This window comes from Aliarcobacter vitoriensis (genome assembly GCF_048320235.1).
GTDB lineage: Bacteria > Campylobacterota > Campylobacteria > Campylobacterales > Arcobacteraceae > Aliarcobacter > Aliarcobacter vitoriensis.
The window spans coordinates 188532-204153 of sequence record NZ_CP182882.1 but is presented as its reverse complement, the minus strand read 5'-3'; the positions used below and the strand labels follow the sequence as shown (position 1 = coordinate 204153).

Here is a 15622-nt window from a genome sequence, read left to right as displayed (position 1 = left end):
TAATTTTCAAACCAATATTAATATATATTTTGATACAATCTTTTTATTAAATGCAACCCATTATAAAGGTTCTCTGTGAGATATGAATTAGATTTTAAAAACAGTTTTAATAGTACTTTACTTTTTTGGATAGAACGATTTGTAAGAAATAAACTTACAAGTCTTTCTAATCGACAAGTAACAAATAAAGATAAGTTAGCTTTAATTATTCAAAACCTAGTTAAAGGTACAAAATCTATTGAAGAATTGGAGATTTTAGTAAAAGAAGCAAGAAATATTGGCTTAAGTGGTATAAATACATATTTTAATCCTCTTTTAAAATTATACAACTATACAAATTCTTTAGGTTTAGCTTCTATGAAAGAAATTGATGAAGAACTACTTAGTGACTTTTTAGCTAGTCAAACAAGTTCATTATCAGATGCAAGTAAAAAAAATCATAGAATTGCCCTACTATCTTTGTTTTCATATATAGATAAACAAAATGAAAATGAAGATGGAAGTTCATATTTATTTAAAATTGAGTTAAAAAATTGGGGTGGTTTAAGTGGTAAAAGTGGTACTAAACTACCCTCTTTTATGAATAAAGATGAAATTGATAAGTTTTTAGAAGCTATTGATAATTTTGAATTTACAGATAATACTGCTTATAGAAATAGACTTATTTTAAAAATCATAATTTACACAGGTGTTAGGGTTAGTGAAGTTTTAAACTTAAAAATAAAAGATTTATTTAAAGAAGATGATGTATATATGCTTCAAATTAGAGGAAAAGGAAATAAACCAAGAGTCGTGATGATTAAAAAATATATCATTGAAAATGACTTACAAAACTGGTTAAATATGAGAGTTTGTCAAAATGATTTACTTGTTTGTAATCAAAAAGGTGAAAGGCTAACGCAAGCTTATATTAGTAGAGTTGTAGAAAATATACTAATAAGTGCTGGCATACGAAAAGAAAAAAATGGAGCTCATATGTTACGGCACTCTTTTGCTACATTGCTTTACTCAAAACACCATGATTTGATACTTGTACAAGAAGCTTTAGGTCATGCTGATATTAATACAAGTAGAATTTATACTCATTTTGATAAAGAAAGATTGAAAAAAACTACAGAAATTTTTTAAATATTTTTACCAAAAAGATTGAGTCAAATTATCTAAATTTGACTCTTGTACTTCTAAATATATATTTTCATCATAATCCAAATAAATGCTATATTCTCCGATAGAGAAACTATTTTCAATATCTCTTTTGTTGAAATAAGATATATCATCACTAATATTACAAAAATTAGCTAAATGATACTCTACTAATGATGGAGACATACTATCAATTGTACTTTCTAGTAAGTTGAAATTTTCAACTCCAAAAAGATTTAAAATAGAATTTTTATCAATACAAAATATCACTTTAAACTCTATTTTACTGATTTATTCCCAATAAAGAGTTCAATCTCGGATCAGTTAAATCAACTCTATTATCATCTTCAGATTTTTCTTCATTGCTAAATGTATTTAAAATATTAGGTTCTTCATCTTTTTCATCTTCATTTGTTGTTTCAGTTTCATTATAAGAAATTCCCAAAAGATTATCTACTGATTGTAAATTTGACTCAGTAGTTGAAGAGCTAACATTAACATCACTTAAGATGCTATTTTGTGTATTAACACTACTTTTATTTAAAATAGTTTCAATTTGTCCAAGCATAGTTGAAATATGCGTTTTATCTTCTTCTGTATTATTCTTAAGCTCATCAACACTTTTCTCTAAGTCCTCTTTTGCTAACTCAAGGTTAAATACATCTTCTTCTAACTCATTTATTCTTGTTTTTAAACCTTCATTCTCTCCTTGAAGTTCTTCATAAGCCTTGATTAAGGTACTTAAAGCATTATTTAGTTTTGAAATTGTTTCTGCATTTGTCATAGTTATTAAATCCTTATTAGTTATATATTAAAACCGTATTATTACAAAATTTAGCTAAATAATTCCATCAATTTTTAATAACGATTCAACTTTTGGATTTCTTTGTGCAAAATCAAAAAATAACTTATCCATATTGTATGAACCTCCTTGACTTAAAATACAATCTTTATATTTTTGTCCTAACTCTTTATTAAATATATTTCCAGACTCTATAAACATATAAAAAGCATCAGCACTTAGTACTTCAGCCCATTTATATGAGTAATACCCTGCACTATAACCACCAGCAAAAATATGTGAAAATCCATTTTGAAATTTATTATATTTTGGTGGAATAATAACTGCAAACTCTTCTCTTATTCTATCAAGTAAATTTTGTACTTCATCTTCAGTTTTGTATAAATCTTGATGAAGTTTAAAATCAAACAATGCAAACTCTATTTGTCTTAAAGTAGCCATAGATGATTGGAAATTTTTTGCTTTTATTATCTTATTTATTGCTTCATCATCTAAAACTTCACCTGTTTTATAATGTTTTGCAAACAATTTTAATACATCTTTATCATAAGAAAAATACTCTAAAAATTGTGATGGAAATTCAACTGTATCCCATGTAACACCAGAAATACCACTTACAAATGGTTCATCAACTTTACTTAACAAATGATGCAGAGCATGTCCCATTTCATGAAAAAGAGTTACAACATCACTATGTCTTAAAAGTGAAGGTATTTCATTTGTAGATTGTGGAAAATTACCTACTATATAAGCTGTTGGAAGATTTATATCTCCATTAGAATTTTTAAAATATGAGTGCCAATTATTCATCCAAGCACCACCTCTTTTATCTTTTCTTGACTCTAAATCTATGTAAATTCTAGCACTTACTTTACCATTTTCGCTCAAATCATAAACTTGAACTTTATCATCCCAAGCTTTTGCTTTAGTTTTTGTAAATTTAACTCCAAACATAGCCTCTAAAAAATCAAAAAAACCTTTTAAAACAGAATTTTGTTCAAAATATGGTCGATAATACTCTTCATCTAAATCATATTGAGCTTTTTTTAGCTTTTCACTATAATAACTCATATCTGAAGGTCTAAAATCTGTAATTCCATCTTTTAAAGCTAACTCTTTTACTTCTTCTAACTCTTTTTTAGCTTTTGGTTTTGCTTTTTTTCCAAGTTCAATTAAAAAATTTACAACTTCATCTTCATTTTTTGCCATTTTTGTGGCTAGTGAGTATTGTGCAAAGTTTTCAAATCCTAATATTTTTGATTTTTCATCTTTTAAAGATAAAAGTTCTTCTATTATTTTGCCATTTTCACTAGCTCTTGTAGTGTATGCTTTATATAGCTTTTCTCTTTTATCTCTATTTGAACCATAAGTCATATATGCCATATAAGAGGGCATTTGAAGTGTAAATTTATATTTTATTTTTCCATCTTCTTCAAATTTTGCTAGTTCTAAATCAGATTGTGGTATCTCTTTTACATCTTCAAAGTCTTCAATAATCAATTCATAACTATTTGTAGCTTTTAAAAGGTTTTGAGAAAATTTATGAGACAACTCACTTTTTAATAAATCAATATCTTCAAGTCTTTTCTTTTTGTTATTATCTAAGTTGCAACCAGATAATTCAAAATCTCTTATCTCATTTTCTAAAACTTTATTTTGTATATTATTTAAAGTATTTTTTTCATTATATTGTATATCTTTTAAAGATATATAAATATTCTCATTTTGACTTATCTCACTTTCATATTTTGATATAATTGGTAAGCACTCTTCATATACTTTTGAAGTTATTTCTGAATTTTTAACTGAATCAATATGAAATATTGGAGTGATAAATTCATTGATACTCTCCCCTATTTCTTGAAATGGTAAAACAAAATTTTTATAAGTTTTATTTTCAATCTTTAAAAGTTCTTCAACTTTTTTTCTATTACTATTTAACAACTCTTCTAAAATAACACTAGATTTCTCTAAATTTTCTAAATTAAACTCTTTAAACATCTTTTTCCTTTTTAAATTTTATTGTAAATCCTCTATCAAAACTCTCATAATCTTTGTAAAAACTATATTGTTCAATATTAAAGTTTTTAAAAAAGCTTTCTAAAGAGGCTTTTTGATCATATCCCATTTCACAAAGAAGATATGAAATTTTTTTATCTGCTGTATTTTTTACTATATTTTTTAATAACTCATCTCCAACAATTCCACCAAAAAGTGCATTTTTAGGTTCAAATTCTACATTTTGTGGTAGTTTATAGTCATTTGCTATATATGGGGGATTTGAAATTGTCATAAAAATATCATCTTCTAAAACATTTTCATATAAATTACTCAAACGAAACTCAATTTTATCTAAAACATTATGTTTTTTTGCATTTTTTTGTGCCAATTCTAAAGCTTTAGGATTTATATCAACTGCAATTATCTTTATATTTTCTACTAATAAAGCTAACATTACAGATATTATCCCACTTCCAACACCTATTTCTAGTATTTTAACGGGTTTTTCTAAATCTTTTAAAATTTCTAAACAATTATCAACTAAAAGCTCTGTTTCAGGACGAGGGATAAGAACTCCTTGCTCAACAATAAATTGTTCTCCATAAAATGATGCTTTACCAATAATATACTCTAAAGGATAATTTGTAGCTCTTTGTTTTACAAGTTTTTCTAGTTCTTGCACCTTTTCAAACTCATTATTGTAGTTTAGATGAAGCCAAATAGAGTTTTTATCTAAAAGATACATTATTAGTATCTCTACTTCTTTTGCTGGAATATGCGTAACTAATTTTAATTCACTAGAAAACTTTTTAACGCAATCTTTTATCGTCATTTAACACCTTTTTTATTTAAACTTTTAATCTAAGATATATAAAGAAACTTCATCTGCTAATAGAAAGTTATTATTATAAACTATATTTTCTATTATACAAATCTTATTTATTTGTACTAAATCATCAATTTTTTTTAGTTCTTTATCACTAAAAATATCTAGAGCTACTCCAACTTTACTTCTAAATCCAAGTAAAACTTTTTCACTCTTTATATCTTCATCATTTAACTCTTCTGTATCTATATAAGTAGGATTTTCAATATACTCTTCTACACTTTTTTGGCTATATTCCCGTTTTTTATTTATGTAAGCAACAGCTCCTGCTCCAACTCCCAAATACTCTTTATGTTCCCAATAACCAAAATTATGTTTTGATTGGAAATTATCATTTTTTGCAAAATTTGCTATTTCATATTGTTCAAAACCAATACTTTTTAGATAATCAAAAAGCTTATATGATAACTCTTCATCATCTATTTTTAGGCTCTGTTTTGTTTTATTTAAAGATTTCTCATTTAAATGAAATTTTGTACCCTCTTCTATTATCAATGAATAAGCACTAATATGTTCTATTCCTAAAGTTAAAATGGTATCAAAATCTTTTTTAAGAAGTTCAAAATCATCATTTATAACACCATAAATAATATCACAATTAATACTATTAAATCCTATACTTTTAGCATTTTGTATAGCTTTTATAGCACTATTTTCATTATGATTTCTTCCTAGAAATTTTAGTTTTTTATCATTAAAACTTTGTACTCCAAAACTTATACGATTTACTCCCAAATCAAACATTTGTTTTTGCCACTCAAAGGTTGCTGAATTTGGATTTGCTTCAGTAGTTATCTCTATATCTTTTGAGAAATATGGTTTTAACATATCAAAAATATCTTTGTAAAGAATAGCATCTATTGTCGATGGAGTTCCTCCACCTATAAATATCGTATTTAAAAGTTTATTTGATTTTTTTAAATGCTTTAAAATATTCTCTTTAAGTTGTATTTTTAAGGCATTTATATAGTTCTCTTTTAATTTGTTTTTTGTTGTATATGAGTTGAAAGCACAATAAAAGCACTTGCTATCACAAAAAGGAATATGTATGTATAAAAGCAATTTTTAATCCTATATTTTATAAAATATCGGGCTAATTATAAGGAAAATTATATTTATGACTGATAAAGAAGAGATTAAAAAAGAGAAAAAGAATTTTAGACCAAATGTTGCAGCTATTATATTATCAGCAAAATATCCAGCAAAATGTGAAATTTTTATAGCCTCAAGAGTAGATATTGACAATGCATGGCAGTTTCCACAAGGTGGAATTGATGATGGTGAAACTACAAAAGAAGCTCTATTTAGAGAACTTGAAGAGGAAATAGGAACAAAAGATGTGGAAATAATTGCAGAGTATCCCAATTGGGTCTCTTATGAGTTTCCACCTACTATTGCTCAAAAAATGTATCCATTTGATGGTCAAAAGCAAAAATATTATTTAGTAAAACTAAAAAAGGGTGCTAAAATAGATATAAATACAGAAATTCCTGAATTTAGCGAATATAAATTTGTACCTACTAAAGATATTTATGAATATATAACTTTTTTTAAAAGAACTGTTTACAAACAAGTTTTGAGGTATTTTAAACAAGAGGGTTATATTTAAAAAAGGAAAGAAAAACAGATGTTAAAAGTGTTGAAGTTTGGTGGAACAAGTGTTGGTGCACTTGATAGAATTCAAAATGTTGCAAATATCATTAAAAAAATGAAAGATGATGGTGATGATGTTATAGCTATTGTTTCTGCTATGAGTGGAGAAACAAATAAGCTTATTGAATATGCTCAATATTATACAAAAACTCCAGATTTAAAAGAAATGGATATGTTATTAAGTTCTGGTGAAAGAGTAACATCGGCTTTACTTTCTATTGCTTTGAATGAAATGGGATATAAAACTATATCTATGAGTGGAAGAGAAGCTGGGATTTTAACAGATTCTTGTCATACAAAAGCTAGAATAGAAAAAATTGATACATCAAAAATGAAAGATGCAATAAAAGATGGTTATACAATCATAGTTGCAGGTTTTCAAGGGGTAACATTGGACGGTTCAAGAGTTACAACTTTAGGACGTGGAGGAAGTGATTTATCTGCTGTTGCAATTGCAGGAGCTATAAAAGCTGATGTTTGTGAGATTTATACAGATGTTGATGGTATCTATACAACAGATCCAAGAATTGAACCAAAAGCTAAAAAACTAGAAAAAATATCTTATGATGAGATGTTAGAACTTGCAAGTTTAGGTGCAAAAGTTCTACAAAACAGATCAGTAGAGATGGCAAAAAAATTAAATGTAAATTTAGTATCAAGAAGTAGCTTTACACCAGAAGTTGAAGGTACATTAATCACAAAGGAAGAGAATATTATGGAAAAACCAATAGTAAGTGGGATAGCTTTAGATAAAAATCAAGTTAGAGTTGGAATGTATGGAGTTATAGATAGACCAGGTGTTGCAAGTGCTATATTTACAGCTTTGGCTGATAAAAATATAAATGTAGATATGATTGTTCAAACAAGAGGATTGGACGGAACAACAGATTTGGATTTTACAATTCCTACAACAGATCTGGAAATTTGTAAAAAAGTTATGACTCAATTTACTGCTGAAGCAAAAAATATTGATTACAATGAAGCTATTTGTAAAGTTTCTATTGTAGGTGTTGGAATGAAATCTCACACTGGAGTTGCTTCAAAAGCATTTACAGCTTTAGCAAATGAGAATATAAATATAAGAATTATCTCAACAAGTGAGATTAAAATTTCTATGATTATAGATGAGAAATATGCTGAATTAGCTGTTCGTGCTTTACATGATGCTTATGAATTGGATAAATAGTAGTGCAAGAATTTCTTAATTGGACAGTAGATACAATCAGGGAAGATAGACTTATATCTCCTTGGTTAGAAGAGAAAAAATTTGAGTGGGCACCACTTGTATCTAAAAATATTACAAATATTTTGGATAAAAACTACTCAGTTTTAATAATCACAGATAAAGATAGAGATTGGTTTTTAAGCTATATTTTATCAAATATTAATTCAAATAAATTAAATAGACCATTTTTACCATTTTATGATTTTAGTTCATTTTACAAACAAATAGATTCTTTAAAATCAGAAGATGATATCTCAAATATTCAAGATATGTTAAAGATATCTTTTCCAAATGGATACTGTTTTTGGTATATTGGGAAAAGCCAAGATACTAGAGCAACTTTAGCAAAAATTACAAAAAGTTCGTTTTTATGGGTTTTTGATGAAGAAAGACAAGGTACAATCAATCTTAAATCAAATGATGATGGACTTGATATGAAACTTTTACAAATGTTTAGATTATATAATAGAACACTAAGTGCTGCACTTTTTGCTGAAATTAATGTAGAGAGTTAAAATTGGATATTTTTAATAACTCTACAATTTTAATAGTAAATAATATAGAAGAAAGTTTAAATCTACTATTACCAAACTATCCAATACACTCAATAAGAGTTATTAAAAATGAAGAAAAAGATGAATTCCAAATAGCACAAGCAAATCAAGCTATAAAAGAGGCTTATATAGCTTCAAATGAGATAAAATATCTATTTTTATGTGGAGCAACTTTTAGAGTAGAAGCACAAAATGCTCTTTTAAAAATCTTAGAAGAACCACCACATAATGTAGTTTTTATAATACTTGTATCATCTAAAAACTCATTATTACCTACCATTTACTCAAGATTGCCATATAAAAATCTTAAAAAATCAATAGTAAAAGATGAGATTGCTTTAGATATAAAAAGAATGGATTTGAAAGATATATATAACTTTGTTAAAGAAAATCAAAGAGTTACAAAATATGAAGCTATAAGTATTGTTGAGTCAATTTTACTAAAAGTAAATAAAGAAAATATAAAGCTAAATAAAGATGAATTAGATGTATTTTTTAAATCTATTAAGTTACTAGAACTTAATTCAAAACCTTCAAATATCCTAACATATCTTCTTTTATCAATACTAGAAAGAGAAAATAATTAATGAAAACATATAAAGTATCACTAAGTGATACAAAAAAGTTTTTTGAAAAATTAGGTTGTGATAGTGGTGGTATTTCGATATTATCAAAAAAATCAAAACTACATACACTTTTTATAAAAGATTTACATGTAGGAGCTGCAAATATCTTAAAGCAAGATGCTTTATCAATAGGTGCAGATTTAGCTGTTCCAAATGGAGTTATCGTAGCCCGTGATAAATATGTAAATGCCTTACTTATAGGGACAACTAAGCATTTTGAGATTTTAAGTAAAAAAGAGTTAGCACAACCTTTTGGACTAAAAGAGTTGGCTAAAACTTTAAAAGATTATGTAAAAGAACAAAACTATCATACAAAAATTATGGGTGTTTTAAATGCAAATGAGGACTCTTTTTTTAAAAATAGTAGATTTGATAACTCTCAAGCTTGTCAAAGAATAGAAAAAATGATAGAAGATGGTGCGAATATCATAGATATTGGTGCAGTTTCAAGTCGTCCTGGAAGTTTACCTGTAAGTCCTGATGAAGAGCTTAATCGTTTAAAAGATATAGTTCAAACTATTTATAAAAACAGATATTTTGAAAAGGTTGATTTTTCTATTGACTCTTTTGAGCCAGAAGTTATAGAGTATGTTTTAAATTATGGATTTAAAATAGTAAATGATATAACAGGCTTAGAAAATGATGAAGTTTGTAAACTCGTAGCAAAATATAATGCCCTTGCAATCATTATGCATATGCAAAATAATCAAACAAATATGCAAAATAATCCATATTATGAAGATGTTGTAGTTGAAATTGACGATTTTTTTACTAAACGAATAGAAAAAGCAAAGAGTTTTGGAGTAAATGATATAGTTTTAGATGTAGGAATTGGTTTTGGTAAAACTTTGGAACACAATCTACTTTTACTTAAAAACTTAGAACATTTTAAACATTTTGGATATGAGCTTCTAATAGGTGCAAGTAGAAAATCTATGATAGATATGATAACTCCAACTGCTATTGAAAATAGACTTAGTGGAACAATAGCCATTCATCTTGAATCAATACGATATGGTGCTTCAATTATAAGATGTCATGATGTAAAAGAACACTATCAAGCTATAAAAGTTTTTGAAGCAATAGAAAATATAAATTAAAAAATTTCAGTTTCTTTTTTTGCTCCAAAAATATCGTCTATCAAATATCTAGCTTTTGTTTTTTCTTTTACAAATGTGATATTGTAGTAAACTTCATCTATATCTTCTGGTTCACAAACTTCAAAATACAAAGAATACTCTGCTTTTTCTAAATTAATATCGATTTTATGGTAAGTTTCCATAGATAAAAGATAAATATTATTTGCACTAATAACTTCAAAAGGAACAACTATTGCTCTCAAGGCATTTTTGTCTTTTTCATAACTACTTTTTAAAGAAATATTGATTTTTGCAAAAAATTCACCCTCAGCAATTGGATCAAAAATAGCATAACCTTTCCCAAAACTAACACCCTGCTCTAACCCTTCATCATCCCAATCTATATTTTCTTGTGAGAATAAAACTGATTTGATTTTTATTTCATGGTTTGAGATTTTAAAATCTATTGATTGTGGCATATTTATGTTCCTTTTTTTAAAACTTTGTAATTATTTTTAATCTTTTTTATATCCCTCATAGTAATAAGACTGTTCAATACCTTTAAATATAACTTCTCTATCTTCTACTTTAGGTGTTAAATTTTCACCTAATAATGTTCTTATTTCTAAATCGTTTATAGGGCTTCTCTCCATTGCTTGAAGATATAACTCTTTACTTACATTTTGCCAATCTACTACTTTTTTAAGTTCTTTTTTGAGTATCATATCTAGCCATATTCTCATGGTTCTTCCATTTCCCTCTAAAAAAGGATGAGCAATATTCATTTCAACATATTTTTCAATAATCTCTTTAAAATTACTTTGTGGCATTTGTTCAATTTTTGGCAATATTTCTTTTAGATATAAGCTATTTGCAAATCTAAATCCACCTTTTGAGATATTTAACTCTCTTAATTCTCCAGCAAATAGATAAAGCCCATCAAAAAGATATTTATGTATTTGTTGTAAGCCTTTCAAAGTTCCAACTTCAATTTTATCTATATCACAACTTTCAAATAATTGATATGCTTTTTCTAAACTTTGTTTATCTATATCTTTCATTTTTAACCTTTATTAAAGAAATCTTTGAATTATCATAAACTTTATCATGAAGTTTTAAAGAGTACATTACAAATTATCCAAATTTATGTTAAACTTCTTTGCCATATCTTTCAAAGAGATATAACTGTCTTTTGGCTCCTTTTTTCTTTGTTCTACAACTTCAAAAATCTCTTTATGCTCCAAATATTCTAAAAACTCTTCAAGCTTTTTTAGTTTTTCATACTCTTGTATAGAAATAACTACTGCTTCAAGTCGATTGTTTTTTAAAATCCCAACTTTTTCCAAGCTTCTCTCTTTTACATCTGTTAAGATTTTGCTTATTTGTTTTGTGAAATCTGTAATTGATAAAAGTTCATTTTGTGTATAACTTACCATAATTTACTCCTAAATTTAATATGAAATATTATAGTGAATTTACCATAAAAAATATATAAATTTTGATTTTTATATATTATCCATAAAAGCTACCCTCTTTTTTTATAAACTCTAGTGCATCTATAAAAGTGCCTGTAAATCTCTTTTGTTCTTTATCATCTACAAGATATATAAACTCACAAACTTCTAAAAATCTTTTATCTTCTTTGATTTTGTCATCAATTTTTACACTTATACAATCATGTAAATATGTAATTTTTTCATCTAAAACATCGAAATGTGCATAATACTCATCTCCTTTATACTCTCCTTTTTCAAGAAGCTCTCTATCTTCAATATACCAATCAGGTTCTAAAATTTTAATAATAATTTTTCTAACCATTTTTTTACCTTTTTTGTTTAGATAAATTATCAAATAAATAACTTATAAACGATATTGACTTTAAACTATTTATTTTATTTGCATAATCTGTACATCCACCATGAAGTATTAAATGTCTATTTAATTTATTAAAATTTTCACTTCTTTGTTTTTCATTTTGAACAAGTGGTATTTTCTCTTTTAGTGGTCTCAAAAACTCTTCAGTTATTGCACCAGATACATTTGATTTTATATAATCTTCAAAATATTTTTCATTATCTCTTTTACCAAAAAAATTACGATTGATTAAATCAAGACAAATTCCATCTGCTTGAATTAAAAATACAGGAACTGATAACTCATACATTTCATTTTTATGTGCATCAAATGCATTACTCAAAATAGAAGCTCTATTTGGAAATGTTTCTATCAATTTTGCTTGAATTAGATCTAATTTTTCTTCATAATATAAAATTAATTCTTCTTCTATTTCATCAATTTGTTTGTGATTTATTTCTAATAATAATTGTAAAGATATATCATTTGAAACGAACCAACCTTCATTTGCCAATATCATAATTGATGATTTTAATTTCTCTGGTAATTCTTCAAAATTTTTTTGTAAATCTGATGTTATTCCTTTAAATACATTAGAAAAATTATTAAGAGTATTTTGAAAATCTGATAAAGGCTTTAATATTTTTAATAAACCACTATTATTATCTTGGAAATTTTTTCCAATTTCTAATAACTCAGATGATATTCCTAATTTATAATTTAGCATTGGCTTATATAAGTTTATTAATTTATGATTATTATCATAAAAAAAATTTAGAGCTGAATTATCAAATATGCTTTCTAAATTTTTATTTAATTCTTTCACAAAAACTCCTATTCTAAAATTGCTAAATAATAACATAAAGTTTTTGAAATAAGAAATTTTATTACAAATTGTAATGTTTTTTAATTATTTTCCACAATTTTAATCTCATCAGGAGTTAAATCATAAAGTTTATAAACCATTTGGTCGATAGTCTTTTCATTTGTAGTGCAGATATTTTCTAAATTTTCAAGCTCTTTTTTAAGTGCAATTTCTCTATCAAAGTTATTGGTTTTTATAGCTTCATCTAAAAGAGGTTTATAATCTTTTATTTTTTGTTTAGCTTCCAAAATCTCATCTACAAGTTTTATAAATGGTTTTTGTGATTCTTCATCTATTTTTGGGATTGGTATTTGTTTAAGATAATCATAACTAATTTGATATCCATTTTGTATTTGTGTACAAAATTTAGATATTAAGTACCAAGTTATTGCTGAATTTAGTATTGATAGCAAATAATTATCTTTTTGAGGATAAATATATATTTTATTATTTACAGCATAGCTACCTTTATTATCTAAGCAAAATGAATTTCTAGTTTGCATTTCCATATATAATATTTTAGGTTTATCAAAATCTTTAAAGCTATTACTTTGTAGTTGCCACCATAATTGTTTCCCTGCTCTTTTTTCTAATTTATTTTTGTATGTTTCTAAATGTTCTTTTACTGCTGGATAATCCTCAATATTAATTTTATTATGAGCATAAATTAAATATTGTTCTGCAAAATTTATTTCATATTTGGAAATATCTCTTCCTCTTAAAAGAGGTTTTATGATTTCAATAGATTTACTATCTTTTTTAATTATTTCATCTTTTTTATTTTTATCTATTACAAAAGCTTCATTTAAACCTGTTTTAATTCCATAAAAAATTTCTCCATTTGTATATTCATGAAGCAAAATAGTATTTCTATGTAATTTTTGTAAAAGATTAAAATCGAAAATATTCCAACCATCATCTGATAATGATTTAAAAGTTACATTATCTGCTTTATTTTCTAAAATTGATTGTAAGTCTTCATTTATTTCTTTTAATTGATAACTTTTAAAATATTCATTTTGATTACTATTTGAAATTGTTAAAATTAAAGGATATGTAGTTGCACCCTCAAAAATTTGTAAATCACCAAAATCAATAATTGATTGAATATTATAGGTCTTTAAAAATTGTCTTAAAGGTTTTCCATAAGAAGTTTTTAGCCACTTATTTGGAAAAATGTAACTAAACAATCCATTATTTTTAAGTAAATTTAATCCTAATTCAACAAAATAAACATATAAATCTGCACTTCCATGATAAACTTTATAGATTTTACTCAAAGCTTCTTTTTGCTCTTTTATCGCTTCTTGTCTTACATAAGGCGGATTTCCAATAACCACATCAAAACTATTTTCACTAAATGGAATCTCTAAAAGTGAATTTGCACAAATTATTTTATCACTAAGTTTTGTTAAAACTCTTCCTTTTTGTGCAGTTCGTAGCCACAAACTTAATTTTGCTATTTCAACAGCATCTTCATTTATATCTACACCATATAAATTATGTTCTAAAATACTCTCTTCTACTTGATATGAAGCAAATAAATCTCCCATCAAAGCCAAATCATTTTGTAGATTTTTATGTTCAGATATTAGATATTCTAAAGCTTGATTTAAAAATGCTCCACTTCCACAAGCAGGGTCAAGTATTTTTAGTTCAAAAAGCCAATTTTTATATATTTCAAGATTATCTTTTATTTGTTGTTCATCTTTTGATAGTTTTTTTAGATTTTTGGGAGAGTTTATATCTACTATATTTAACTCTTCTCTTTTTTCTTTTATTAGTTTTCCAAGTGTATTTTCTACAATATATTTAGTGATATATTCAGGTGTATAAAAAACTCCATCTTTTTTTCTTTTTGATTTTGTTTTATCAAAGCTTGTATTTTCTATATTTGCTTGGAGTTCTTCAAGGTCTGTTAAACTTTGCTCAAAAATATGTCCTAAAATATTTACAGATATTTCACTTGCAAAATCATAGTTTGAAAGCTTTTGTGCTTTTTCATCTAGTATTTCATCATCTATTATAATAGAGTCAAGAAGTTCATCTTTAGCAAATAATCCACCATTATATTTTGGTATTTGTAATCTATCATTTCCACTATTTATAGCTTCAAAATAAAACTTATAAATATCATATAAAGAGTAGTTTGTGAACTTTTGATTTAAAAACTCTTCTCTTATCTCTTTTACAGTATTTGTATTTAAAAGTCCTCTATCTTCTGCAAATAGTATAAATATTATCCTATCACATAGTTTTTGTGTAAGTCGCAAAAGTGTTGATTTATCTATATTTTCATTGTTTTTTACAATATTTTCAAAAAGTGCTGTTCTAAATAGTGAAAAATCTTTATAAAGTTCTTTTGAAATATTTTGCTCAAAAAGATTTGATTTTTCTTTTATTTTAAGTGGAATTTGCTCTTTTATACTCTCATATGATAGTAAAAGATGAAGCTTTTTAAACTCTTCATAATCAAGATTAAAAAGGCTAAATTTTTCATAAGCTGTACTTTTTTCTATATAAAACCTTATCTCATCAAAGTTTGAGATTATCACATATTTAGCATTCGAGTGTTGAGATAGATAATAAAATGCTTGTTGTTGAACCTTATCAAGATTTTTAGTATCTTGTGCTTTTAGTTCTATTACAGCTGTGATTTGGTTATCTTGATATATAACTCCATCAGCTTTTTTATTATCTGTTTCATTTTTCTTTTCTCTTTCAAGATTAAAAGAGCTTGGATTTGTAGTTTTTAGAGTGTATCCCAAACAAGACTCAAAAATATCTTTTAAAAAGCCATCTTGATACTCTTCTTCTTTGAAATCTTTTATCGCTTCTATTTTGGCTTTGTAGTTTTGAAAAGCTGCCCATCTAGTGGCAACCAAACTCTCATCTTGTTTGAAACTATCTATAACACTCTTTTGAAACATAAAA

General features: G+C 25.8%; 17 protein-coding genes. 6 read left to right on the top strand and 11 right to left on the bottom strand.

What is annotated here, in order from left to right:
• Positions 1-75: 75 nt before the first annotated feature.
• Entirely contained in the window at positions 76-1128 is a 1053-nt protein-coding gene (locus ACNSOS_RS01080; RefSeq protein WP_418185607.1) for a tyrosine-type recombinase/integrase, read from the top strand.
• 6 nt (positions 1129-1134) lie between these two features.
• On the opposite strand, the gene ACNSOS_RS01075 is transcribed toward ACNSOS_RS01080, so the two are convergent.
• The 5 genes from ACNSOS_RS01075 to hemW are packed head-to-tail and all read right to left on the bottom strand — an operon-like array spanning position 1135 to position 5894.
• The gene (locus ACNSOS_RS01075) at positions 1135-1413 is read right to left on the bottom strand and encodes a hypothetical protein (RefSeq protein ID WP_418185606.1); all 279 of its coding nucleotides are present in this window, start codon (positions 1411-1413) and stop codon (positions 1135-1137) included.
• Positions 1414-1426: 13 nt separating this feature from the next.
• A complete protein-coding gene (locus ACNSOS_RS01070; protein WP_418185605.1) occupies positions 1427-1927 on the bottom strand; it encodes a hypothetical protein in 501 nt (166 codons plus the stop codon).
• A gap of 54 nt (positions 1928-1981) precedes the next feature.
• A complete protein-coding gene (locus ACNSOS_RS01065) occupies positions 1982-3946 on the bottom strand; it encodes a M3 family metallopeptidase (protein WP_418185604.1) in 1965 nt (654 codons plus the stop codon).
• A complete protein-coding gene (gene prmC, locus ACNSOS_RS01060) occupies positions 3939-4778 on the bottom strand; it encodes a peptide chain release factor N(5)-glutamine methyltransferase (protein ID WP_418185603.1) in 840 nt (279 codons plus the stop codon). Before prmC ends, ACNSOS_RS01065 begins: the two co-directional genes overlap by 8 nt.
• Before the next feature lie 24 nt (positions 4779-4802).
• Positions 4803-5894 carry a radical SAM family heme chaperone HemW gene (gene hemW, locus ACNSOS_RS01055; protein ID WP_418185602.1) on the bottom strand — a complete coding sequence of 364 codons (1092 nt, stop codon included), beginning with the start codon at positions 5892-5894 and terminating at the stop codon, positions 4803-4805.
• Positions 5895-5949: 55 nt separating this feature from the next.
• On the opposite strand from hemW, the gene ACNSOS_RS01050 reads away from it, so the two are divergent.
• From ACNSOS_RS01050 to folP, 5 genes are read left to right on the top strand one after another with little or no spacing between them, the layout of a single operon-like run.
• Entirely contained in the window at positions 5950-6441 is a 492-nt protein-coding gene (locus tag ACNSOS_RS01050; protein WP_113892603.1) for an RNA pyrophosphohydrolase, read from the top strand.
• Between the two features lie 18 nt (positions 6442-6459).
• A complete protein-coding gene (locus tag ACNSOS_RS01045; RefSeq protein ID WP_113892605.1) occupies positions 6460-7671 on the top strand; it encodes an aspartate kinase in 1212 nt (403 codons plus the stop codon).
• Between the two features lie 2 nt (positions 7672-7673).
• Positions 7674-8225 carry a HobA family DNA replication regulator gene (locus ACNSOS_RS01040; protein ID WP_113892607.1) on the top strand — a complete coding sequence of 184 codons (552 nt, stop codon included), beginning with the start codon at positions 7674-7676 and terminating at the stop codon, positions 8223-8225.
• Between the two features lie 2 nt (positions 8226-8227).
• Complete coding sequence (locus ACNSOS_RS01035; RefSeq protein ID WP_418185601.1) at positions 8228-8851, top strand: DNA polymerase III subunit delta'; 624 nt, start codon at positions 8228-8230, stop codon at positions 8849-8851.
• Positions 8851-9990 (top strand): dihydropteroate synthase, encoded by a 1140-nt coding sequence (gene folP, locus ACNSOS_RS01030; protein WP_418185600.1) that lies wholly within the window; start codon positions 8851-8853, stop codon positions 9988-9990. The genes ACNSOS_RS01035 and folP overlap by 1 nt, the downstream gene beginning before the upstream one ends.
• Here folP and comJ read toward each other — a convergent pair.
• The 6 genes from comJ to ACNSOS_RS01000 all read right to left on the bottom strand — a co-directional run bounded on the left by comJ (position 9987) and on the right by ACNSOS_RS01000 (position 15618).
• On the bottom strand, positions 9987-10448 hold the full coding sequence (gene comJ, locus ACNSOS_RS01025) for a competence protein ComJ (protein ID WP_418185599.1): 462 nt from the start codon (positions 10446-10448) through the stop codon (positions 9987-9989). The genes folP and comJ overlap by 4 nt on opposite strands.
• 36 nt (positions 10449-10484) lie before the next feature.
• Positions 10485-11030, bottom strand: a complete 546-nt coding sequence (gene fic / locus ACNSOS_RS01020; protein WP_418185598.1) for a protein adenylyltransferase Fic — start codon at positions 11028-11030, stop codon at positions 10485-10487.
• 66 nt (positions 11031-11096) lie between these two features.
• On the bottom strand, positions 11097-11405 hold the full coding sequence (locus ACNSOS_RS01015; RefSeq protein ID WP_418185597.1) for a hypothetical protein: 309 nt from the start codon (positions 11403-11405) through the stop codon (positions 11097-11099).
• A gap of 76 nt (positions 11406-11481) precedes the next feature.
• Entirely contained in the window at positions 11482-11787 is a 306-nt protein-coding gene (locus tag ACNSOS_RS01010) for a hypothetical protein (RefSeq protein ID WP_418185596.1), read from the bottom strand.
• A 4-nt stretch (positions 11788-11791) separates the two neighbouring features.
• Positions 11792-12649, bottom strand: a complete 858-nt coding sequence (locus tag ACNSOS_RS01005; RefSeq protein WP_418185595.1) for a hypothetical protein — start codon at positions 12647-12649, stop codon at positions 11792-11794.
• Positions 12650-12729: 80 nt separating this feature from the next.
• Positions 12730-15618: an Eco57I restriction-modification methylase domain-containing protein gene (locus ACNSOS_RS01000; RefSeq protein ID WP_418185594.1), complete on the bottom strand. Its 2889-nt coding sequence runs from the start codon at positions 15616-15618 to the stop codon at positions 12730-12732.
• Positions 15619-15622: the final 4 nt, after the last annotated feature.